The sequence below is a fragment of the Pseudomonas sp. BJP69 genome, from assembly GCF_007633355.1.
In the GTDB taxonomy this organism is placed as follows: domain Bacteria; phylum Pseudomonadota; class Gammaproteobacteria; order Pseudomonadales; family Pseudomonadaceae; genus Aquipseudomonas; species Aquipseudomonas juntendi.
On sequence record NZ_CP041933.1, the window covers coordinates 3,660,147 to 3,682,437 of the forward strand.

Consider the following 22,291-nt stretch of genomic DNA (forward strand, 5'->3'; position numbering starts at 1 on the left):
TCCGGCAATGGGTATTGCGCGTGGTTTAGGTTGGCAAGGGATGAGGGCGAACCGCAGGCGCTACAGGAACCAGCGATACTCGCGGGCATCGATGTGGCGCATGAAGTCCAGTTGCTCCTGGTACTTGTTTTCGCAGTAGACCATCACGAACTCGCTGCCCAGGCCTTGCTCCAGCACCGGGTGATGACGCATGGCGGCCAGGCCGCTGAGCGGGTCCTTGGGGAAGTCGATGCCGCTCTGGCGGTCGTCATTCAGCGGGGCGATGGGCTCGACGCCCCGCTCCAGGCCGTACTCCATGCCGGTGAGAATGGCCGCCAGCACCAGGTACGGGTTGGCATCTGCGCCTGCCAGGCGGTGCTCGATGCGCAGGTTGCGCGGGTCGGATTCGGGGATGCGAATGCACGCATCACGGTCTTCGAAGCCCCAGCTGGCCTTGCTCGCGGCGTTGACCATGGCACCGTAACGGCGGTAGGCGTTGTGGTTGGAGGCAAAAATCGGCATACAGTGCGGCAGCAGTTCCAGGCACCCCGCCACCGCATGGCGCAGCTTGCGCTGTTCGGCAGCGGCGAGCAGGTTGTTGCCGTCGTTGTCGTACAGGCTGACGTGCACGTGCATGCCGCTGCCTGGCGCATCCAGGTAGGGCTTGCTCATGAAACTGGCGCGGTAGCCGTGCTTCAGCGCAATGCCCCGGGTACTGCGGCAGAACAGTGCCGACCAGTCAGCCGCGGCAAGGGCATCGTCGCTGTGCGAGAAGTTGATTTCGAACTGGCCTGGGCCCAGCTCGGCAGTGATCACGTTCGCCGGCACGCCTTGCTCATTGGCGCCATCGACCATTTCATGCAACACCGAGGAAAAGCGCGAGAGGCGCTCGATGTGCATGTTCGGCTGGTCGTCTGCGTCGCCGCTGGCAGTGTCACGCGGGTAACAGGGCAAGCCGTTGTCCAGCGCGCGATCGAACAGGTAAAACTCCAGCTCGAACGCCACCACCGGGCGTATCCCACGCCTGGCCAGGCGCTGCAGCACGCGGGCCAGCACTTCCCGTGGCTCGAACTCGATCGGCCTGGCGGTGCCGTCGGAGGTGATCAGCATCTGGGCGATCGGTTCTTTTTCCCAGCGCACCGGCTTCAGCGTACCTGGCACCAGCCGCCGTACAGCATCCGGGTCGCCGTCGGCAAAGCAGTAGTCACCTATGGGGTAAAGGCCGCCCTGGGTACCCAGCAGCACGCAGTTCTGCGGCAGCTTCAGCGGTGCCCCAGCTGCAACCTTTTCCAGCATGTCGATGGGGTAGCGCTTGCCGTAGAAATGCCCGGGAATGTCCAGCGCAATCAGGTCGACATAACGTATGGCCGGGTGCTGCGCCCGAAACGCACGCACTTCAAGCAGCAAATCCGCAGAGGGGGCACTCATGTTCTTGTCCTTGTGAGGTGAACCAACTCAAGTGAAGACTCGCCCTTGAATGCCGCCCGCATTTGCAAGGGCTTCAACCTCTGGCACGGCTTCAATAGCCTGGGCGCTCGTGAAATTTTCGTAGATATTTTTCATGAAAAAATACATTAAAAATTTCACGCGTCAAGATCATCTGCGTGCCGCCGGTCTGCGTCTGCGCGACTTGGCCCCTGCCACGCGCAAAAAGCCAGTAGCTTAACTACTGGCTCAGAGAAGCTGGACTGTCTCACTTGCCACCCGAGGGCGCTGCTATGGTGGAAGCACTTACGCAATCAAATGAACGCCAACCTGGGAGGCAGCATGACAGTAGACAAAGTTGCAATCATCACGGCCGGTGGCAGCGGCATGGGTGCCGCCGCAGCCCGGCGCCTGGCCGCGGATGGTTTTAACGTGGGCATCCTTTCTTCATCGGGCAAGGGCGAGGCCCTGGCGGCGGAGCTTGGCGGCATCGGCGTTACCGGTAGCAACCAGTCGGTTGAAGACCTGCAGCGCCTGGTAGACGCTGTGGTCGGCAAATGGGGCCGCATCGATGTGCTGGTCAACAGCGCGGGGCACGGCCCACGTGCGCCCATCCTGGAGATCAGCGACGAGGACTGGCACAAAGGCATGGACACTTACCTGCTCAATGTCATTCGCCCGACACGCCTGGTGACGCCCTATATGCAGCGGCAAAAGGGTGGCGTGATCATCAACATCTCTACCGCCTGGGCATTCGAGCCGAGCGACCTGTTCCCCACTTCCGCGGTGTTCCGCTCGGGGCTGGCGGCCTTCAGCAAGATCTTCGCCGACACCTACGCCGCCGATAACGTGCGCATCAACAACGTGCTGCCCGGCTGGATAGACAGCTTGCCGGCCACAGAGCAACGCCGCGACAGCGTACCGCTCAAGCGTTACGGCACCCCCGAAGAAATTGCCGCCACCATCGCGTTCCTTGCCAGCGAGGGTGCTGCCTACATGACTGGGCAGAACATCAAGGTCGACGGCGGCCTGACGCGTAGCGTGTGAGGCTGCTGACGAGGTAAGCGCGCCTCGTCACTTGCCGGCGATCGATGGGCTTGCCACGCAACGTTGGGCGTCCAAGTAACGCGAGTGCTTCAGCCACGCCTGCTGCGGGTAGTAGGCGAACACGTAGCTGCCGCGTTGCAGCGTGTGGATCAATTGCTCGGCAATCGCCGGGCGCACGGCAGGGCAACCCTGGCTGCGCCCGAGGCGGCCGAGGCTAGGCACCACGCTGGGGTCGGCGTACGCTGCGGCGTGCATGACGATCGCCCGCGCCATGCTGTTGTCATTGAACCCTGGCTCCAGCCCCTGCAGGCGCAACGAGCGCCCATGCTTGCCATTGTAGGCCTGGCCGGTTTGATAAAGGCCGACGGAGGACTGGTAACTGTTCGGCGCGTTGGAAAACGCGTTCGGCAGATCGGCGCCGCTGTTCTTGCCATGGGTGACCCACTCTTCGAACAACAGCTGCCTGGCGCGCAGGTCGAACACCCACAAGCGCTTGTCACGCGAGGCCCTGGAATAATCGATAACGGTCAGCAATTTGTCCCCTCCCCCCTGGCTCGCACAGTGATAGGCGGTAAGCGCCAGGGCCAAGGTCGCCAGACTGGCGGCGGGTGCCAACCGCTGCAGCTCGGCAGCACTGGGCAGCGACTGCGCCTGAGCGCTCTGCCAGGCACCGAGAATGAACAGGCCGGCAATGGCCATCGCAAGCCGCACAGCGCGGCGCACTGAGGTGAACATCGATACGGATCCCTGTTGGAAAACGGGCCTGTGCAGCCGTTGCTTGCAGCCAAATGCGGCTACTGTGTTCGCTTTCAGGCCATTTGCCGATCATTTGCTGACCAATGGCCTGAGTGTATCTGCGTTGTTCACAGCAAGCGCCTCGGCTTGGCGCGCGGGGTAACAAATGCGCACCTGAAATGTGCACAAAATTCCCAACTCAAATACGCGCCCGCTAGGCAATGATCGGCTAGAGACCGGCAACCCGCTGTAATTACCTGCGCCTGACCGATTGGTACGAATCTTGTTTGTATACAAATCCAAAAACAAAAGTACACAACCATCATGGAGTCCCGATGGCGTCGATTTCGCGTTCCGATGTTAGCCAGCTTGATGCACGCCCCACCGCCACGGCCGACCCCGGCCAGGTCACATTGAGCCCGCGCCTGTACAGTGCCGACCTGGCCCCGACCCGTGCCGCCAAGCGCACCTGGGGTCGCTACAGCCTGTTCGCGCTGTGGACCAACGACGTGCACAACATGGCCAACTACTCGTTCGCCATCGGGCTGTTCGCCCTGGGCATGAGCGGGGCGCAGATCCTGGCCGCCTTCGCCCTCGGTGCCTTGGTGATCTACGGCTTGATGAACCTTTCCGGCTACATGGGTCAGAAAACCGGCCTGCCCTACCCGGTCATGTGCCGCATCAGCTTCGGCATCCATGGTGCCCAGATTCCGGCACTGATCCGCGCAGTGATCGCCATTGCCTGGTTCGGCATCCAGACCTACCTGGCTTCGGTGGTGCTGCGTGTACTGCTCACCGCCATCGCCCCAGAACTCAAGGCCTACGACCAGAACAGCATCCTCGGGCTGTCGAGCCTGGGCTGGGTCACCTTCCTCGGCATCTGGTGCGTGCAGGTGGCGATCTTCGCCTACGGTATGGAAATGGTGCGCCGCTTCGAGTCGTTGGCCGGGCCGATCATTCTGGTCGCCTTCGCCAGCCTGGCCGGCTGGATGTACTGGCGCAGCGGCTTGTCGATCGCCTGGTCCAGCGGCAATGCCCCGACCGGTTCGGCCATGTGGCTGAAAGTGCTCGGCGCTGCTGCGCTGTGGGTCTCGCTATACGGCACCATGATTCTCAACTTCTGTGACTTCACGCGCAATTGCCCGGACCGGCGCACCATCAGCGTAGGCAACTTCTGGGGCCTGCCGGTGAACATGCTTGGTTTTGCTCTGATAGCGGTGGTACTGGCCGGTGCGCAGTTCAGCATTGATGGCAAGCTGGTGCAGAGCCCGACCGAAATCGTTGCGGCCATCCCCAACACCGCCGGCCTGGTATTGGCTTGCCTGGCTTTCCTGATCGTGACCGTGGCAGTGAACATCATGGCCAACTTCGTCGCCCCGGCCTACGTGCTGACCAACCTGGCACCCAACCTGCTGAACTTCCGCCGCGCAGGCTTGCTCAGTGCCGCCATTGCGGTCGTGATCCTGCCCTGGCACCTCTACAACAGCCCCTCAGTGATCGTGTACTTCCTCGGTGGCCTGGGCGCCCTGCTCGGCCCGCTGTACGGCATCATCGTCACCGACTACTACCTGGTACGCCGCAGCCGGGTGAACCTGCCGGAGCTGTACAGCGAAAGCAGGCAGGCGGCCTACCACTACAGCGGCGGGGTCAACCTGCGCGCCGTTGCGGCATTCGTGCCGGCGGCACTGATCGCCATCGTGCTGGCGCTGGTCCCAGCCTTCGAGACCTTGTCGCAGTTCTCCTGGTTCTTCGGCGCCGGCCTGGGTGGGCTGATCCACTACGCCCTCGCCAACCGCAACGCCAGCTACCTCGCGGTGAGCGGCGAGAGCATTGCGGTGGATAGCGCGCATCACTGACCGGGGCACGATCAGCCGACTGATGAGGGCCAGTGATGCTGGCCCTTAGCCCGCAGGGCCACCCACGTAACCGCGCCAGACGACACCACCCTACTCCCGGGCTTTGGTTGCCCGCTGCCGGCCGGCCATTTGCAGGCAACTATTTTTTTGTCCCCGTGCATCCAATAGACCCCGTGGTGGGTATTGCTGATGGGTGGACCATGACCGCCCAGCCAAATGACCTGTCAGGAGCATTACCATGAGCCATACCTACTCCGCTTGCCTGCTCGCCTGCAGCCTTGCCCTGGCGCTGCAGACCGCCCACGCGCAAACCGCCGTGCCCACAGCAGTCCAGGTGCCCGAGGGGCATCGCGTTATGCTGGAGACCGTCGGGGTCGGCGAGATCACCTATGAGTGCCGCGACAAAGCCGATGCGGCCGGCCAGACCGAATGGACCTTCGTTGGGCCCAAGGCCGTGCTCAATGACCGTAGCGGCAAACAAGTGGGCGACTACTTTGGTCCTCCCGCCACCTGGCAAGCGAAGGATGGCTCGAAAGTCACCGGCAACCAGTTGGCGCTGGCCCCGGCAGACAAAGGCGCCATTCCTTATCAACTGGTCAAGGCCAACCCGGCCGAAGGTAAAGGCGCCATGCAAGGGGTCAGCTACATCCAGCGCCTGGCCACCCGCGGCGGCGTGGCCCCTACCAGCGACTGCACGGCCCAGAACAAGGGGGCCAGGCAGGTCGTCCAGTACCAGGCCGACTACGTGTTCTGGACAGCCAGGTAACGCGCGCCGGCGCCAACATCCAGCAGCGGATGATCTAAGCTCGATGGCAAGCCCCCGGCTGGATGGCCGGGGTACCTCGCCAGACACAAGGAAGCCGTACACCTTGAATTCGCCTGTCACCCCATTCGACTTCCACCACTGCCTGGAGGCCTGCGCACAGGGTGACCGGCGAGCCCTGCAAGCGCTGTACGATCACGAAGGGCCACGCCTGCTGGGCGTAGCGCGGCGTATCGCGCGTGACAACGCCACGGCCGAAGACATCGTCCACGATGCGTTCATTCGCATCTGGACTGGCGCTGCCAGCTACGACCCCGCGCGCGGCTCGGCCCGCGGCTGGATCTACAGCATCACACGCCATCTGGCATTGAATTCGATACGCGATACCCGGCGCGAAACTGTGTTGGACGATGCCGACATGGCTGCCGTGCCCACCTTGCCGGGCAGGCTGGATGACCTGGCCCTGTGGTCAGGCTCGGCAAAGATTTACCGTTGCCTGGAACAATTGCAGCCCGGCCCGCAGCACTGCATCCTGCATGCTTATGTGGACGGCTGCAGCCACGCCGAAATCGCCACTCTGCTGGGCGCCCCCCTTGGCACCGTCAAGGCTTGGATCAAGCGCAGCCTGAAAGCACTGCGGGAGTGCCTGGAATGAAGCCGGAGACTGACGAAGCGCTGGACACCCTCGCCGGCGAATTCGTATTGGGCACCTTGCCGCCGGAGCAACACACGGCAGTGGCTGAGCGCTTGCGTACCGACTCAGCCCTGCGCGCCGCAGTAGATGCCTGGGAGTCGCGCCTGCTGGAACTGGCCGCGCTGGCCGCGCCGCAGGCACCGAGCCTGCGCCTGTGGGGCCGTATTCAGCGCAGCCTGAACGAGCTGGAGCCCCCGGCAAGCGAGCGGCGAGCCAAGTGGTGGCAACGCCTGGGCCTGTGGCAAGCAACCACGGCCGCCGGGTTGGCGGCCAGTGTAGTGCTGGCGTTCACCTTGCTGACAACGCCCCCACCCGCGACGCAATTCGTGGTGGTGCTGGTGGCACCGAGCAGCCAGGCCCCGGGTTGGGTGGTGCAGACCAGCGACAGCCGCACCATCGAGCTTCTCCCGCTCGGCAAGGATGCGCTCCCTGAAGGCATGGCCTTGCAGTTCTGGACCAAGGGTCCGCAGTGGGGGGCGCCAGTATCACTGGGCCTGGTCAAACCCGGCGAACCCTACAGGGTCCCCTTGCAGAGCCTGCCACCGCTGGAAGCCGACCAGTTGTTCGAGCTGACACTGGAGAAAGCCGGCGGCTCGCCTACCGGCCTACCAACGGGGCCGGTTAAGTTCATAGGCCGGGCGGTGAAAGTGATTTGACCCGTTTGCGTGCCGGCCGGGGAGAAACAGAGACGGGCGTACGCCACAGAAAGCCTGGGAATCATGGGCCGTAGCTAGTCTAATGATGGCCCTTGCTCAATTGCCGTAGCCGGCAGAGCTGGCCGGCCCGGGTAAGCGCAAGTGATGCCCCCAATCAACCGCAGTCTCATGAAAAGGAAGTCGCGCAAATGGAAGTACGTTGCACCTCACTGGAAGAAGTCCGCCAAGGGATCGATGCAATTGACCGCAGCCTGGTTTCGCTTCTCGCCCAACGTGGCCGACTCGTGACGCAAGCGGCCGCCTTCAAGAAGACGACCGATGACGTGCGGGCGCCTGCGCGGGTCGAGCAGGTGATAACGAAGGTTCGCGAAATGGCGGAGCAAACCGGTGCTTCGGCTGAGGTGGTGGAGCAGGTCTACCGGGCGATGATCGCGGCCTTCATCAATGAAGAACTGACCACCCACGCTAAGCTGGCACCTTCGGGGGATTGAAGAGGCATGCAAGGCGGCCGATGATCAGTCACCGGTTCGAGGCCAGAGCACGGCCTGCGCCACGATCACATCGCTGCCATTGAAGGTGACGGCAGGTGAGCCATGTAACTGGTACCCCATTTCCAAGGCCTCGCTGACCCGCCGGCAGAAGGCGGCGTTGTCGGGGCCGGTCAGCACTCGGTAGATGGGCAGATCATTGGGGGGTTGGCTCATCGCTTTCTTCCTTGGTTCACGCGGGGCGCATTGTGGCTGTTGATCCTGCTGGTGAGTCGGTAACCGTTGCGTCGATCATCGGTGCTCTACTGTATGCGGGCCAACAGGGCTTGGCTACCGGTGGATCGCGCCAGCGTTTCAGCCTTCCTGGTCGAGGCGCGTTACCGGCCCCCCCCGATAGCCCTCGCCTCTTTCAACTCGGCGTACCGTCGCTTCGCCCAGGCCATCGCGACGTGTTTGCAGGCGAACACCCGGCTCTCTTGGTAGACTGTCGCCTTGTCGCGATCAGTGCGGGACTGGACGGGGTAGCAGGTGCTGCCATCGACCCTTTTCCACGATTGGTACATGTCGTATGTCGGTTGGTACTTTGTACCAAACGCCTGGGTAAAAACGCCTCAAACCCCGAAACCGGTACAGAACACGTTGAACGAAATGACTGCAACATCAGGCTCCCAGCCACAAACCACGCGCCCTGAGCCGTCACGCCGCTTCAGCGTTGCCCCCATGATGGATCGGGTCGATTAAACGGAGGGGACCAGTATTCTCTGGGCTTGGAGGACGCTTGAAGATTTGCTAAAGCAAAAATTCAGCAAGTTGTGCGGAATAGCCATTGGAATGGTCGTTTCTTAGGCGGGAAATTGGTGGCACTCCGGGCTGGCATTGCCGGTGTTCTTCAAAGTCGGCGGTCATGATCCCGAATGCTGTGGGTCACCACACCCCAAACCTCGAAGTTGTCACCCTCCATGATGTACCTGGACGGGAACTTGGGGTTGTCCGGCACCAACACTACCTGGCGGTCACGGATCATCATCCGCTTGCAGGTGGCATCCCCGTTCAGCGCGGCGATTATGATGCTGCCAGACTTTGGCTCAGCCAGGCGATCGACTATCAGCAGGTCGCCGGTATAGATGCCGGCGCCCTGCATGCTGTCGCCCTCCACCTTGACCAGGTAAACGTTGGGCGCGCGCAGTTGGAGCAGATCGTCGATGGAGACCTGCAGGTGGTCCGTTTCTGAGGGTATGGTTGAAGGCATGGTGGCTGGCCGATAACTGTATATAGATACAGTATTTGGTGACTTGGCCACATGTGGCAAGCACCGGCCGGCGGCCTAATGCAGTGGCGGCAGCTCCTTGCCTCGCGCCTTGGCCACGGCCCTGAGCTGATAGTCGGATACAGCTTGGAAAAGGGACTCGGCCAGCAGGCGCAGCCGCTCGACCTCCTCCGCCGGCGCGCCATAGTCTTGGGCCTGGTGATACTCGCGCATGGCGTCGATGGCCTGCCGAATCAGAGGCTCGCCGGCCTCGACCATGCCGATGAAGGTGCGCTTGTCCATTCCGGTGACCTGCTCATTTGGTCAGGCCATTATAGATGGACTCGCACGCCAGGCCCGCTATTCGGCTTCGCTCAAGCGCTGCTGCGCAGCTGCCCGCCATTCGGTCAGACTCTTCAAGCAATCCCCCGAGCACCACGACGGCAGAGGTTCCTGCCTGGCGCTGCTGGGTAGCGATGGCACCGCAGGTGGCTGCTCGGCCGGCGCGCAGTCGATCGATTTCACCCCGCAGCCCACCAGCAGCAGACTCAGCAGCAGCGGCGCGGCCTTGGGCCAGTTCCAGTTGTTGTCGTGCACTCTCACCCTCCTCGTCCGCCACAGTCTGGCGGCGCTGTTCTTCAGTTCTGGCCTTGGCGGCGACGCGTTGGTCGCGTTCGGACACCTCAAGGCGGTAATCGGCAAGGGCCTTTTCGGACCTGGCTGCCTCCGAGCGGGCATCCGACGCCGCACGCTGCTCTATAACCACCCGGTACTGCTGGCCTCCGGAAACCAGAACCAGAGCGATCAGCCACCAGCACCAGGCCGGCACCGCGCCGAGCCCAGTCACGCCAGCGCCCCGCCGAGCTTCTGCCACTGAGCCAGCAGCGCGCCCAAGGCTTTAGGATTCTGGTCATAGTTGTTGCCCGGAAAACTGGCCCATTCGTTGGCGCACTTGGCTATCGCCTCGCGGATCTTTCCATCCTTGATCAACTGCAGCGCACCACGCTCGCCCAATCGCTTGATGGCTGCCAGGTCCTGGGCCTCTGGCGTGAAGCGCCCCTTGAATCCGTAGCGCTTGACCAGTTCGTCCCACGTACCGGCAAGAAACTGGTAGCGACCTGCAGCACTGCTGGTGATTGGCTTGCCGTTGGAGAGTCGGGTGATCTTCTGGCGAGGGTGATCGACATACCCCTGAAACAGGCCTTTGCCGAACAGGACGTTGTACCCATCGTCGCTACCCTTCACGGCTTGGGTGCCCTCGGCGAAGGCGATAAGGTCTAGAAACCGGAGCACGTTTGGGCCTCCGGCCTGGGATTCGGTGAGTCTGGCCATGTTTTCTCCAGGCGAAAAAAAGCCCGCACTTGGCGGGCTGGGTGGGGAAGCGATGTCAGGCGGCAGGCGCCTCAGGCTCCGGTGCTGGCTCTGCCGGATCTTTCGCAGTGATCGACACCTTAGCGCTGTAATCCTTCAGCACCTGCGCGACACAGACCTGGGCGGCCGGGAACTGGGTCAGGATTTCGCGGGCACGGGCGTCGGCCTCCTCCTGGGTGGCGTAGCGGGTTTTGTTGGCGACTTCGTAGTCATTGCTCAGGTTGATGGCAACAAATGGCATGGGGCTTTCTCCAGATAAAAAGAAGCCCGCGCGCGGCGGGCAATGGTTGTTGTGTAGCTATTAGGTTTTCGGATGTTGCTGTTTGACCCTCTGCAGAGTCGTGTAGAACGGCTCAGCCTTGGGCATCGCCCCTTGATCCATCGCGTGCCAGAGCATGTCCAGCTGGTCCTCGATGGGCGGGTATCCTTCCCGGCGCGCCAGGTCGTAACTTGCATCAGGTGCGTAAGGCTCGAACTCGCCATTGACATACTGGAAGCGGCCTTGCGGGGCCGTCCCCAAGTGAAGCCGGCCACCTTGAGCGTGGTCATTCAGGTGCAGGCGCTGGCAGGTGCCCGTCTGAATGACCACGCCCTGCTGGTCGGTAACAAAATAGGAGACGACTTCATACGGATCGCTCTCTTCTACGATCGAACTGTTCATCGTTTGCATACCACCGCAAGGATCGAGGCGCCGTTGGTGTTGCCGGCATGGTTTGAAGAAAGGGTGTAGGTGTGCGTGCCAGGCCCGGGGTAGTCAATCACCCCACGACTGGCGAGCGTTGATTCCCTGGGACGCTCTACCCACAAAGCCACCCCGTTTCTAGTCATCGTGATGTCCGAAAAATAAGTCTGGGTTAGCGATCCCTGCAGAAACACCGGATAATTTCCGTCAAGCGTTACCGTCACGCTAACTGAATTCGCCGAAGCAAAGGCACCAACGGGTATGGTCACGGCATTTCCGCGGATACGGAGCGTATCCACCTCCGCCTCACCAATTTTGGCCGTCGTGATGGCGCCATTCGCGATCTTGGCGTTACCAATACTCGCATCACGGATGTACGCATCACTGATGAACGTCTGGTTGCCAACCACCGCAAACGGGCTGGAAACTGCATCCCCTGAAGGGTTGAGAATCGCAAACCTGCCGGCCAGGATCGCAAACGTCGATTGAACGGCACCCTTGGAGTTGTCGATGCTCAGGCCAAACCCGGCAATATGGCGGATGCCATTGGCAGTGATCTGAACCTTGACAACTTCCGAGGCGTTCGCCACGCCATTGAGCTGATTGAGCGTCGTGCTGACTCGTTGTACAGACGCCGTCGTCTCCCCCAAGGTCGACTGCGTGGTCTGGATTTGCTCGCTGAGCGCCGAATCGGCGTTGGTCCGTGCCGTGATCTCGTTCTGAATCGCTGCCTGGGCGCTGCCGACCGATGTGTACAACCCGTCGATACGCTGCGCCTCGGCCGTCAGCTTGTCGCCCTGCTGGGTGACCGCCGAGGTCAGCGACTCGACCGCACGGCTCGACGCTGATGGCCCGACCCGGCCTACTGCAATCCAATCAACATCCCACACAGAGTCGAGCGCATTGGCGAAATCGAAACGCAACCGGCCGATGGTACTCTCCACCCAGTCCGTGCCGCCGACAGCCAGGTTGGCCATGTCCCACTCAACAACGGCTGACTGGCCCACAGCGATGTTTGGGTTAGCCGCACTGGCTCGATAGGCAGACAAAATGCCGTGGGCAGTCGTCGAGTAGTAAAGCGTTCCCGTCCAAGACGTAGCTGCGCCACCGCGACGCGTCAATCCTACTCGCACCTTGGTGTATTGAGCACCGGGAATACTCAAGGTGAGTGCCCCGCTACTGGTAAGCAACTGCGGATTGGCGCTGGTCGGCGTCAGGCGCAGCGAGCCTCCAGACACTGCAGTATTCGCATTGACGCCCACCATTCCATCGGCGCCGGCATCGAACTGCCAGTAGGCCCCGGGAGCTGGGTCGAGCCCGGATGCGCCCAGGCCGCTCTGGATAGCACCGACATTGTTGCTCAAGTCGATCAGGCTCGCGGACTGGCTGGTATTCACCCCCTCAGCCGCAGCAACACGGTTGGTAAGGGTTTGCAGCGCGGATGCCTCGGCTTTGGTAGCAACCTGAGTGAGCGCCGACTGAGCCGCGGCCGCAGCATCGGTCGCCGCCTTGTCGGTGACCGCCACCCAGGCGCTGCCGCTCCAACGTTTCGGCGTGTTGGCGTTGTTGGTGGTGTCGATCCACAGGTTCTGGGCTAGGCGATCCGCCACCGCCGGGGCGGCAGACTGGTACAGCACCTTGCCCTTGGCCCCTGCCGAGTCGGCTGCCGCTTGTGCCGCCTGCTGCGCGGTCGTGACGTTTTGGTTGGTCACGGTCAGGCTGTTGTCCATGGCCGTGATCGCCTGACCCTGCGAGGTCAGCTTGCCCTCGGCGTCAGTCACCCGGGAGTTAATGCCCTGCACCACCGAGGCCTCGGCTTTGGTCTGGGCGACCGATAGCGCATTCGCCGCAGCGGCGGCAGCATCGGTAGCCGCCTTGTCCGTGACCGCGACCCAGGCACTACCGCTCCAGCGCTTGGGCGTGTTCGCATTGCTGGTGGTGTCAATCCACAGGTTTTGCGCCAAGCGATCAGCGGCCCCAGGGGTTGCCGCCTGAATGATCACCTTGCCCTTGCCGCCCGCCAGCGTGTTCGCCGCATCTGCGGCCTGCTGAGCGGTGGTCACGTTCTGATTGGTGGCGGTCAGGCTGTTTTCCAGGGTAGTAGTCCGGGCGCTTACACCAGACAAAGTACCGGCCTGCTGCGAGACAACTGAACTCAGCGAGTCCACCGCCTGCGAGGTGGCTGATTGCTGCGCTGCAACTGAGCCGACACTGTTATTAAGGTCAGTCAACTGCCTGGAGGCGCTGGCAAGCTCTTGCTCGTTCTGGCTGACCTTGGTCGTGAGCGCAGAGGTCGCAGCCGCATTAGCGTCCACTTGCGCCTGCTCGGTGGCATCCTCAATGTCGAAGTAATCTACGACAAGCTGACCCCCCGCATCGTTGTACCCACCCATGACCATGGGCGAGAACCACGCAGTTCCCTCTTTCAGACGCTTCGGGTTAGCGATGGTGCCCGCTCCGACCCCACCGCTTTCGCCGCTCGCGGTGAAACCTTTGACATAGACTTCGGCGGTGACCCATTCCTTGGCCGCCAGCTTGCGGTTTGTCATGAGCACATAGTGCGAGGATCCCACGCTATTGCCGCCATGCGTGGCAATGCGAGTAACACCGTCCTCGGCAAAGCAGTCCACGCCGGCATAGGTGCCGGGATCCCCAGTGCCCATCAGGACTTGCTGCACGCGGACGGTGAGCTTGTACAGGCGACTCGGGTCGAACCGAATCTTGCGGGTGGAAGCGCCCCACCAGGTCTTGTTCGCCAAACCGCCATTGAGGATCAGTGCTGCCCCGCGGGTGATGCCGCCGGGCGCTCCAAAGGTAGCAAACGCACCAGCACCGCTGTTGGTCGATACCCACTGGTCTGCCGAGAGGTCCGAAAACACGCTCTGGTAGACCTTCGTCGGCGAGTTGTCCACAGCTCGGCCAATGATGCTACCCAGCGACACCACGTTGTTGCTGGTGGCAGTCAGGTCTCGTCCTTGCTGATCCACCTTGCTGTTCAGCGACTGCACCGCACTGGCATCGGCCTTCTTGGCCACCTCGGCCAGTGCGCTGGCAGCCGCTGCCGCCGCCTCGGTAGCGACCTTATCAGTCACCGCTGCCCAGGCGTTGCCAGTCCAACGCTTTGGCGTGTTGGCGTTGCTCGTGGTGTCGATCCAGAGGTTTTGCACCAAGCGATCTGCCACAGCTGGTTCAGCCGCTTGTACCAGCACCTTGCCTTTGGTGCCCGCCAGGTCCGAAGCGGCCTGCGCGGCCTGCTGGGCCTTTTCAAGATTCTGGTTGGTGGTGGTCAGGCTATTGCCTAGCTGAGTGGTCTGGCTGCTGACCGAGCTCAGCCCCTGCTCGGTCTTCTCCACTCGCCCGGTAAGGGCTGTGGTTGCCATCGCCCCTGCATCGATCTGAGCCTGCTCGGTCGCGTCCTCGATGTCGAACAGGTCGACCACCAGCCTGCCGCCCATACCGTTGTAGCCGGCGATGACCAGAGGCGAGAGCCATGCCACTCCGGTCTTGAGTCGCTTCGGGTCGGTAACGGTGCCTGCCCCAGACCCTCCATCTTCGCCCGCAGCCGAATAACCTTTCACATAGGCTTCGACGGTTACCCACTCCCCTACCGAGAGCTGCCGGCTGTTCATCAGCACGTAATGAGCAGAGCCGATGCCTGTCCCACCGGCAGTCGTCACACGAGTAGCGCCATCCTCGGCGAAGCAGTCCAGGCCCAGATACGTCAGCGGGGCACCGGCACCGGTGGATACCTGCTGAACCCGCGCCGTCAGCTTGTACAGGCGGGATGGATCGAACCGAATCTTGCGGGTCGAGGCGCCCCACCAGGTGGCGTTGCCCGTGCCGCCGCTCAGGATCAATGCAGCGCCCCGAGTGATGCCTGCCGAAGTGCCAAAGCTTGCCACCGCGCCGGCACCGCTGTTGGTCGATACCCACTGGTCTGCCGAGAGGTCCGAAAACACGCTCTGGTAGACCTTCGTCGGCGAGTTGTCTTGGCCGGCCAGCAGTTTCGTGTCGATCCGAGTCAGCGCCTGGCCTTGGGCGGTCTGGTTCTGGCCTTGGGTCTTCACATCATTGCTCAGGGCCTGGACGGTGGCTGCTTCAGCCTTCTTGCTCACGCTGTCGGTCAGCGAGATCAGTGCCTGGCTCTGCGACGTAAGCTGCTGGTCTTGTGCCGCGTCCTTTTGCTCGGTGGCCGTGACGCGGTTAGTAACCTGCTGCAACGACTGAGAACTGGCCTTGCCGTCGATGCTGGTCTGCATCCCATCCATGCGGGTGGCCTGAGACGACAGTTTGCCCTCGGCCTCACTGACCCGGGTGGCCACGTTGTTGACCACGGTTGCATCGGCCTTCAAGGCGACCTGAGACAGCGCCGACTGGGCCGCAGCTGCCGCATCGGTAGCCGCCTTGTCCGTGACCGCCACCCAGGCAGTCCCGTTCCAGCGTTTCGGCGTGTTGGCGTTGCCCGTGGTGTCGATCCAGAGGTTTTGCGCCAAACGGTCAGCAACGGCTGGGGCCGCCGCCTGGATGATTACCTTGCCCTTCCCGCCAGCCAGCGTGTTCGCCGCATCAGCTGCCTGCTGGGCGGTGGCCACGTTCTGGTTGGTGGTGGTGAGGCTCGACTGCAAGCCGCCGATCTGTGTCGCCTGTGCCGTGGTCTTGCCGTCCAGCGTGGATACGTCGGTTTCGACCTTGGATACACGCGAAGCTGTGCCGGCCGCCGTGACGATCGCCTGGCCAACGTCGATCCAATAGGTCGCGTTCGGTGGCGGGGTGTTCTTCGGTACCGCTTTCAGCGCCTGGTACAGCTTGCCGTCAGCACCCAGCACCCCCTGATTGGTGGTGTAGGCCTTGTCCTTGTTGTACGGCAGCGAACCGGCCAGCGCTGAAACGGTATTGATCTGCTGCTGCAGGTCGGTCTTGGCATCAGAGACGCTCTGGTTTACCGCGGTGATCTGCTGCTCCAGGTTGCCTTTGGTAACGGCCAGCGAGTTGTTTACAGCCACGACCGCGTTATTGACCTCGGAGACCTGCTCGCTCAGTTCGCTACGCGCCGACTCTACGCGCTCGTTCACCGACCCAGGGCCATTGCCATCGATAAGGTCGATCTTCTCGGTGAGTTGCTGGCCCAGGTGGCTTTCGAGGATCTCGCCAGCGATCTGCTCAAGAATTGGCCCCGCATCGGCGCTGGCTGCACCGGTCACCAAGTTGCCCTCAACAGGGAAGAACGGTCCAATGTTGCCAGTGCGGTCGACCAGGCGCGCCCAGAAGTAGAAGCGCTGCCCGGCCCGCAAGCCCTGCATCACATACTCGTTCTGTGGGTACGACAGGTCGGCCAGCTTGGTGGCCAGGCCAAGGTCAGTGCCCTCGCTGTACCACAGTTCGGTGCGCTGGGTGTCCTCGGCGCCGGCCGGGAAACCCCACTTGATACCGATGCCGAACAGCAGGCTTTCGGTGTCGAGGAAGGTGACCGCAGGCGGCTGGCCTTCCTTGCCGTTGAGCTGTGTGAGGACAGAGCTTTTCCAGATCGAAGCAATGTCGAAGGCGCTGACCGCACGCACGCGCGCCAGGTAGGCGCCGGCATAGATCCCGACAACATCCACAGAGGTTGTGCCGACACGCTGCAGGCTCACCCAGTTACCGTTGTCCTTGCGCCACTCCACGTCATAGGCGACAGCACCTTCAACGGCCGCCCAGGCGATGGTCATGGTGCTGACCGCGATGCCTTGGTCGATCATGTGGGCGGACGACAGAGTCACGCTGGCCGGTGGCTGCACGGTGGTCACCGGAATGACGCTGATCGGGCGCTCGTCCAGCTTGGCGCCGGTGTCGATGGCCGCGAACTTGCTGGGATTGAACTCGAGAGCGGTGATCTCGTAATCGCCTTCCTGGGTGCGAGTAGTCTTCAGCACCCGGAACAGCTGGACGGCCAGATCGTCGTAATCAATCGCCCACTGCAGTTCTGGCTCCGGCTGCACGCCATATGCAGTGGTCACCGTCACTGCTCGCCCAGCAACCGACTGCACGGTGCGCGCCTGGGCGGTACCGTTCGGCAGGTTCAGGATCAGCCGGTCACCAGCTTTGATCGGCGTGTCACGGTCCAGGGTGATAACGCGGCCAGCTGCCGCCGAGATTCGTCCACCGTTCGGACGACCCGCCACCAATTCGTCAGCTACGGGAATGACGTAGCCAGGCAGGGGAATCCGGCCTTCCATGCCGGTCTTGAAGGTGACGGTGCGATCCTGACTGTTACTCAACAGCGCCCACTTGCCGCGGCGCTGCGCTTCGGAGGCCCGGGTGCAGCCAATCGCCGACAGCTCGATTGGGCGATCGCGGTACCGGCGCTGGAGCGACAGATCGGTCACTGGAATGACGTCGGTGTCGTAGTTGTTGGCCGGGTTGTCGTAGCTGACCAGGGCCCGGCTGTAGTGCGTGTTGCGCTCCGCGCCGCCGTAGACGAAGTCACCGTCGATCACGTTGGCTCGGGTGAACACGTAGTCAATGTCCTGGGCTCGCGGCATATCCGCCTGCATGAACAGCGAACCGTGGGCCCAGTACACCATGCCCCGGTAGATGGCTGCCAAGTCACGCAGCAGTGTCCAGGCCTCGGAGCGGCCCTGCAGGTTCATGTCGCACAGATAGCGCGGCTCTTGCCCCCCCACGCCATCCGGCACCAGCTGGTCGCAGTACTGGGCGATGCGGTACATCTCCCACTTGTCGACCATCCACGACTTGATGCGCTTGCCCAGGCCGAAACGATCCTCGACGCACAGGCCGTAAGTCACGAACGCTGGGTTGTTGGTCCAGGCCTGCTTGAAGGTGCCGTCCCATACGCCTGTGTAGGTACGGCCTACCGGGTCGTAGTTGGTCGGTACCGGCCAACGCTTGGCCTTGCACTTCACGGTGACAGCCGGGATGTTCTGGAACTGCTGGGCGTCAAACTCGATGTACAGCAGCGCGGTGTTCGGGTAGCGCAGCTTCTGGTCGATGATCTCGGTGTAGCCAGCGATGGTCATCGTGTCGGCGATTGTGCCGCTGTTGGCGTTCGGGGTAATCCGGCGCACGCGCAGCATCCAGCCGGAGGACGCCTTGGGCAGGTTCACGCGCACCGAGCGCTGGTAGCCGTTGGTGGTCTTGCCGTCCACGGCGCCGAGGTGTGCCTCGACGTAGGCGCCGCCGTCGGTGGCGATATCGATCGCGTACTCGATGCGGTAGCCGTTGGTGTTGCCGTTGCTGTCCTGCTGCGCCAGGCGCGGCCAAGTCATGCGCACGCGCACGGCCGAGAGTTGGGTGTTGCTCAGGGCGCGGGTGAACGGGTTGTCGCTGCGCAGCTCGACGTTGACGGTGGTTTCGTTCTCAATCGAAGGAATGCCCTGGATGTAGTCCTGCTCGACCGAGCCTGGGCGCCACTCCCACTTCACACCTGGGAAATTCACGTTGCCGCTGGCGTCCATGATCGGCGTATTGTCGAGGTAGATGTCACGGTCGGTTGGCGTACCGTCGAATTCGCCCTCACCCACGGCCAGCAGGATTTTGGCGATGTTCGTCGACTGCAGGCTGTCCGGTGCCTCGACCGGAGTTTTCGGCTTGCTGTCGCCGCCCTTGGCGCCGGTGATTTCCAGATGATCTACAGGCCCCATACTTTCCTCCGGGGGATAAAAAACCGCCCGGAGGCGGTCTATTCGCTGAGTTGGCCCTAGGCCTTGTCTTGCGCCTCAATCGAGGCTGAGATAATCGCTCCGCCCCAGCGTCGATCGCCGATGCAGATCGGGACGGGGTTGCCACTGGCGGTGGTGTTCTTGGCGCTCCCGAAGGCGTAGCTCGGCAGGTTCTCCGGGGCAGCGCTTTGCGACAGCCCAGCAGTTTGCGGGCTGAGCATCTGGATGACGCCACCGGCTACCATTGCCACACCTGCAGGCAGAAGTGCCTGGAATCCAGGAACGGGGATGAAAGAAGCAGCGATCAATATCGCGCCGATCACTGTCTGCAGCACCCCGCCGCGCTTACTGCCAGCAACGACCGGTACAATTTTCACCGCCTTGGCTCCGCCACGATTGAATTCGGTTTCACCAACGTTTTTACCGTTTCGGTAAATCGCGAAGTTCATCCCCAGGCGAGACAGACGATCAACCTCCTCTTTGAAGCCTGGCAACGTGATCGTCAGCGCCTTCAGCAGTTCACGGACGCTGCCTGTATCCAGAAGCCGTCGATGCTGTTTCCCCAGAGCTTTACGCAAGGTTCCTGAGAACTCGATAAGTGTCATTTCTTGGGTCATGCTTTTCTCCAGACGAAAAAAAGCCGCCCAGTGGCGGCTCCTCACTTCAAAAAATGTTCACAGACACTTTTTCACAGACGACATGATTTTTGATCTGCCAATGCTGATGCCAGGCATCCGCTGATAGAGCTTTACCTCGCTGCCGTGAGTAGTTTGCTTAATCTCCAGCAACTCGTTGGTTTGGCCTATCGACTCAGCTGAGGAGATCAGTCGATAGCCCGTCAGAGTCTCATTCATGGTTACGCCAGCCTGGTGCTCTTGCCATTCCGGCAGGACGCAAAGGGCGTATGCCTTTGGTGTTTTCGAGGTCTCCGACACGATCGTCGGAGTACTCTTTAGTAAGTCCCCGGGAGTTGTACACCCCGCCAGCAGTATCAGGGCGACAATGGTAACCACTGAATTCACATTAGTTAGCATGCGACTAAGCCCCTAGCTTCTGGCGGCGCTTCGGGCTTTCAAACAATTGGAGAACCAACTGTTCTCAAAGTCAGTGGCTGCCTTCTGCTTGTACTCAGGAGATCCATAAGCGGGCGAGTCGTAAGCCTGCTCAATCATCAGTGCTCCCAGGTCATTCATGGCTTCGTCAGAAACCTTGGCTTGCATTAATTTCGACATAGCAACGCCATTTTGACGCGATGTCATTACCGAGTTTGCCAGTTTGGATATTCCGTCACAGAACTCTAACGTCTCCTGGGAAGGCCTCGCAGCAAAAGACGCCGTCGACACCAACGACATTGCGAGAATTGACCCGACCGCCAACGAATTACGCATTCCTTATCCCTCCATGTAGGCGAGGGCAATCTAACATCATCGGCGCCAACACCAAAACCCCGCGCAGGCGGGGTTCGGCTTCGATCAGATGTTTACCGCGACAGGCCGTGCGCGACGACCTCCGGCATTTCAGCCTGAAGCTTCTCGGCCATGCGCAGGCTTTCCACTGTGTCAGACGCAAAAAGCCCAGCGCGGGGCTGGGCTTGGGTCACAGGACTGGCGGGTCTTCTGTTAGATAATGTGATGCTGGCTCACTGATCACCAGATCTGCATGCTGATGCACGACCGGTCGAACGCCATGCCCCATCGTTACGAGGTAAAGCTGAGCTCCCTCGCGTCGGGCGAATTTCATGGCAGGGATGAAGTCACTGTCACCAGTTATCAAGACAATAATGTCAACCTGCTTTTTCAGTGTGAGACTGGCAATGTCGAGCCCGATCCGCATGTCCACACCTTTCTGCTGGATGCTGGGCTCCAGGTCAGAAATGGAAAACGTCGTCTCAGCGTTCGCCTTCTTGAGTGCTCGACCATTTATCCTCCACCCCTGGTGGACAAGCTCCCCGAAGCGTAGCGCGACATAAGGACTTTTCTCCAAGCCGGCGTGGAGCGCCTCGTTGTTCTTCGCAACAGAGGTTTTCCCGAAATCGACGGTAGTACCGTCGGGGTGCTCTGCTTGGGTGGTCAATGGCTTGGCGTCGTAGAAATAGACCCGGTGGAGACGATGGTTGATCAGGTGGGGCGATTGAGAGAGCTTCTTGGTGACTAGCTCGATCATTTCGCTGGTGATCGGCGCCTTTTTGACAGGCCAAAGCTTTGGCTTGATAAAACCCGCATCGATCAGAACAGCGTACCTAAGCATCCATTTCCTCCAGGCAAAAAAAAGGCCGCTAAACGGGTGGGGACGAATCCCTCTTATATGTCACCCGTAGAGCAGCCGGTTCTTGGAGCGAACTATAGGCGCACATTGTACGCCCGTCAACACGTACCAAAGCATCCCAACATGTACCAACCGAGCTTAACGGAGGTCAGCTAGCCTCGCGGTTTGCCTCGCTGTCCACCTATCCACCCTGGACGGAAAGCCAGTAACCAGCCAGCTCCCCGCCGTAGTAGCGTTGTGCCTCCAACGACCCGCCCCGGTCCGCTGCGGGACAGCCCATGGACTGGGGAGCCGTAAAGGAAATCATCAAACAAGGAGTTCCAATGCCCCTCAAATCTGCAACTGAAAGCGAAGTGCGTGCACTGGCAGTCGCTCTGAAGTGCTTGGCAGCAAGCTTGAAACAGAACGGCGCCCTTCATTCTGGCCTCTACACAGCCAGACTGCGCTCTCACATCGAAGGCGATTATCCAGCCGCTGACAACAAGGAAATTTTCGATGCTGTGCTCGGGAATTTGATTGACGACCTAGCTAGGATTCCCGCTCCCGACGCTTGATGCTGTCTACGAGGTCGCGTAGGGCCTGGTCCTCATGGGCTCTTTTCGCGGCCTCTTCGTCTGTGTGGTTAGCAAGTGGTTGTCCGTACATTTCTGCTCTCCTTCGAAAATACCGCTTCATTTCGCGTCCCGATGACGCAGCACAAGGCGCTTCCGGTCGAGCCAGGGGCCGCCGAACACGATAATTTCTGATGGTCTGCCGAGCAGGTGGTGGAGCATGAAAGGGCCAGGCCCGAAGACCTCGGCCGATTCCTCCGGCAGCCGAGCGTCAGCGCCGAGGTAAATGCCGGCGTGGTTCGGGTGAGCCGTGCGGCCCACGGCCATGACAATCATGTCGCCGCGCTGCGGCTGGCTGACCTGGTAGAAGCCAGCAGCCTCGAAGGCCTGCTCATACAGGCTTGGACCGTCCGGCTTCTCCCACCACCCCTCCTCCCGCGCGTAGGCCGGAAAATCCAGACCCCACTCTCGCTTGTACCAGTCAGCACAGACCTGCCAGCAGTCCCAGGCTCCGTGCACGAACGGCCGCCCGAGCAGCGGCGCGTGACCTGTTGGCGTGACAGTGCGCACGTCACCCTCTGGCCAGGACAGGATGTACCAGGGCAACCCGGTAGCCTCGCACATGGCCAAGTCACGGGGTGACGGCCTGCTGGTCGCATCTGGATGCGAATGCACGATGCCGATCACCTCGCCCTGGTCTTCAGCTGCCGAGTACTGCTCTGGCGAAATGCGGAACTCTTCGCCAGGATCGGCGGAAGTGTTCTCGCACGGTACGTAGCGCTGCGAGCGACCAACGGTAACGATCAGCCCGCAACACTCCCGCGGGTATTCCGCCGCAGCGTGGACTTGCACGGCGGCCAAGATATGTTTGCGCATGG

Annotated in this window: 22 protein-coding genes; 7 read left to right on the forward strand and 15 right to left on the reverse strand. The window is 61.6% G+C overall.

All coding sequences use genetic code 11. The features are described from left to right. Window positions 1-60: 60 nt before the first annotated feature. A complete protein-coding gene (locus FPB55_RS16975) occupies window positions 61-1,407 on the reverse strand; it encodes a glutamine synthetase family protein (protein WP_115294462.1) in 1,347 nt (448 codons plus the stop codon). A 339-nt stretch (window positions 1,408-1,746) separates the two neighbouring features. Between FPB55_RS16975 and FPB55_RS16980 the strand changes: the two genes are divergently transcribed. Beyond that, on the forward strand, window positions 1,747-2,451 hold the full coding sequence (locus tag FPB55_RS16980; protein WP_009686317.1) for an SDR family oxidoreductase: 705 nt from the start codon (window positions 1,747-1,749) through the stop codon (window positions 2,449-2,451). Window positions 2,452-2,478: 27 nt separating this feature from the next. Here FPB55_RS16980 and FPB55_RS16985 read toward each other — a convergent pair whose 3' ends face one another. Next, window positions 2,479-3,186 carry a murein L,D-transpeptidase catalytic domain family protein gene (locus tag FPB55_RS16985; protein ID WP_238706595.1) on the reverse strand — a complete coding sequence of 236 codons (708 nt, stop codon included), beginning with the start codon at window positions 3,184-3,186 and terminating at the stop codon, window positions 2,479-2,481. A 335-nt stretch (window positions 3,187-3,521) separates the two neighbouring features. Between FPB55_RS16985 and FPB55_RS16990 the strand changes: the two genes are divergently transcribed. The 5 genes from FPB55_RS16990 to FPB55_RS17010 all read left to right on the forward strand — a co-directional run bounded on the left by FPB55_RS16990 (window position 3,522) and on the right by FPB55_RS17010 (window position 7,646). Continuing rightward, the gene (locus FPB55_RS16990) at window positions 3,522-5,042 is read left to right on the forward strand and encodes an NCS1 family nucleobase:cation symporter-1 (RefSeq protein WP_144188751.1); all 1,521 of its coding nucleotides are present in this window, start codon (window positions 3,522-3,524) and stop codon (window positions 5,040-5,042) included. 238 nt (window positions 5,043-5,280) lie between these two features. Beyond that, the gene (locus FPB55_RS16995; protein WP_009686314.1) at window positions 5,281-5,808 is read left to right on the forward strand and encodes a DUF3455 domain-containing protein; all 528 of its coding nucleotides are present in this window, start codon (window positions 5,281-5,283) and stop codon (window positions 5,806-5,808) included. A gap of 103 nt (window positions 5,809-5,911) precedes the next feature. Then, window positions 5,912-6,460 (forward strand): sigma-70 family RNA polymerase sigma factor, encoded by a 549-nt coding sequence (locus FPB55_RS17000; RefSeq protein ID WP_009686313.1) that lies wholly within the window; start codon window positions 5,912-5,914, stop codon window positions 6,458-6,460. Then, complete coding sequence (locus tag FPB55_RS17005; RefSeq protein WP_115294464.1) at window positions 6,457-7,155, forward strand: anti-sigma factor; 699 nt, start codon at window positions 6,457-6,459, stop codon at window positions 7,153-7,155. Before FPB55_RS17000 ends, FPB55_RS17005 begins: the two co-directional genes overlap by 4 nt. A gap of 188 nt (window positions 7,156-7,343) precedes the next feature. Then, window positions 7,344-7,646: a chorismate mutase gene (locus FPB55_RS17010; protein ID WP_054911638.1), complete on the forward strand. Its 303-nt coding sequence runs from the start codon at window positions 7,344-7,346 to the stop codon at window positions 7,644-7,646. A gap of 24 nt (window positions 7,647-7,670) precedes the next feature. Here FPB55_RS17010 and FPB55_RS17015 read toward each other — a convergent pair whose 3' ends face one another. The 12 genes from FPB55_RS17015 to FPB55_RS17070 all read right to left on the reverse strand — a co-directional run bounded on the left by FPB55_RS17015 (window position 7,671) and on the right by FPB55_RS17070 (window position 20,844). Next, on the reverse strand, window positions 7,671-7,859 hold the full coding sequence (locus FPB55_RS17015) for a DUF1737 domain-containing protein (protein ID WP_009686310.1): 189 nt from the start codon (window positions 7,857-7,859) through the stop codon (window positions 7,671-7,673). Window positions 7,860-8,532: 673 nt separating this feature from the next. Next, window positions 8,533-8,892, reverse strand: a complete 360-nt coding sequence (locus FPB55_RS17020; RefSeq protein WP_238706596.1) for a S24 family peptidase — start codon at window positions 8,890-8,892, stop codon at window positions 8,533-8,535. A 75-nt stretch (window positions 8,893-8,967) separates the two neighbouring features. Next, window positions 8,968-9,192 (reverse strand): hypothetical protein, encoded by a 225-nt coding sequence (locus tag FPB55_RS17025; protein ID WP_144188753.1) that lies wholly within the window; start codon window positions 9,190-9,192, stop codon window positions 8,968-8,970. Window positions 9,193-9,205: 13 nt separating this feature from the next. Continuing rightward, the gene (locus FPB55_RS17030; RefSeq protein WP_144188755.1) at window positions 9,206-9,736 is read right to left on the reverse strand and encodes a DUF2514 family protein; all 531 of its coding nucleotides are present in this window, start codon (window positions 9,734-9,736) and stop codon (window positions 9,206-9,208) included. Next, window positions 9,733-10,221, reverse strand: coding sequence for a glycoside hydrolase family 104 protein (locus FPB55_RS17035; RefSeq protein WP_144188757.1), 489 nt, complete (start codon window positions 10,219-10,221; stop codon window positions 9,733-9,735). Before FPB55_RS17035 ends, FPB55_RS17030 begins: the two co-directional genes overlap by 4 nt. Before the next feature lie 55 nt (window positions 10,222-10,276). Then, window positions 10,277-10,501 (reverse strand): hypothetical protein, encoded by a 225-nt coding sequence (locus FPB55_RS17040; RefSeq protein ID WP_144188759.1) that lies wholly within the window; start codon window positions 10,499-10,501, stop codon window positions 10,277-10,279. A gap of 60 nt (window positions 10,502-10,561) precedes the next feature. Continuing rightward, a complete protein-coding gene (locus tag FPB55_RS17045) occupies window positions 10,562-10,921 on the reverse strand; it encodes a hypothetical protein (protein ID WP_144188761.1) in 360 nt (119 codons plus the stop codon). Beyond that, a complete protein-coding gene (locus tag FPB55_RS17050; protein WP_144188763.1) occupies window positions 10,918-18,579 on the reverse strand; it encodes a DUF1983 domain-containing protein in 7,662 nt (2,553 codons plus the stop codon). The genes FPB55_RS17045 and FPB55_RS17050 overlap by 4 nt, the downstream gene beginning before the upstream one ends. 56 nt (window positions 18,580-18,635) lie before the next feature. Continuing rightward, window positions 18,636-19,214: a MoaD/ThiS family protein gene (locus FPB55_RS17055; RefSeq protein WP_144188765.1), complete on the reverse strand. Its 579-nt coding sequence runs from the start codon at window positions 19,212-19,214 to the stop codon at window positions 18,636-18,638. Window positions 19,215-19,271: 57 nt separating this feature from the next. After that, window positions 19,272-19,451 (reverse strand): hypothetical protein, encoded by a 180-nt coding sequence (locus FPB55_RS26735; protein WP_225785667.1) that lies wholly within the window; start codon window positions 19,449-19,451, stop codon window positions 19,272-19,274. A 192-nt stretch (window positions 19,452-19,643) separates the two neighbouring features. Then, on the reverse strand, window positions 19,644-19,985 hold the full coding sequence (locus FPB55_RS17065; protein WP_144188767.1) for a hypothetical protein: 342 nt from the start codon (window positions 19,983-19,985) through the stop codon (window positions 19,644-19,646). 208 nt (window positions 19,986-20,193) lie between these two features. Next, window positions 20,194-20,844 carry an NYN domain-containing protein gene (locus tag FPB55_RS17070; RefSeq protein WP_050492223.1) on the reverse strand — a complete coding sequence of 217 codons (651 nt, stop codon included), beginning with the start codon at window positions 20,842-20,844 and terminating at the stop codon, window positions 20,194-20,196. A gap of 341 nt (window positions 20,845-21,185) precedes the next feature. Here FPB55_RS17070 and FPB55_RS17075 point away from each other — a divergent pair, with 341 nt between their 5' ends. Continuing rightward, window positions 21,186-21,416 (forward strand): hypothetical protein, encoded by a 231-nt coding sequence (locus FPB55_RS17075; RefSeq protein ID WP_144188769.1) that lies wholly within the window; start codon window positions 21,186-21,188, stop codon window positions 21,414-21,416. Between the two features lie 117 nt (window positions 21,417-21,533). Here the strand turns inward: FPB55_RS17075 and FPB55_RS17080 are convergent, their stop codons facing one another. Then, window positions 21,534-22,289, reverse strand: coding sequence for a C40 family peptidase (locus FPB55_RS17080; protein ID WP_144188771.1), 756 nt, complete (start codon window positions 22,287-22,289; stop codon window positions 21,534-21,536). Window positions 22,290-22,291 lie beyond the last annotated feature (2 nt).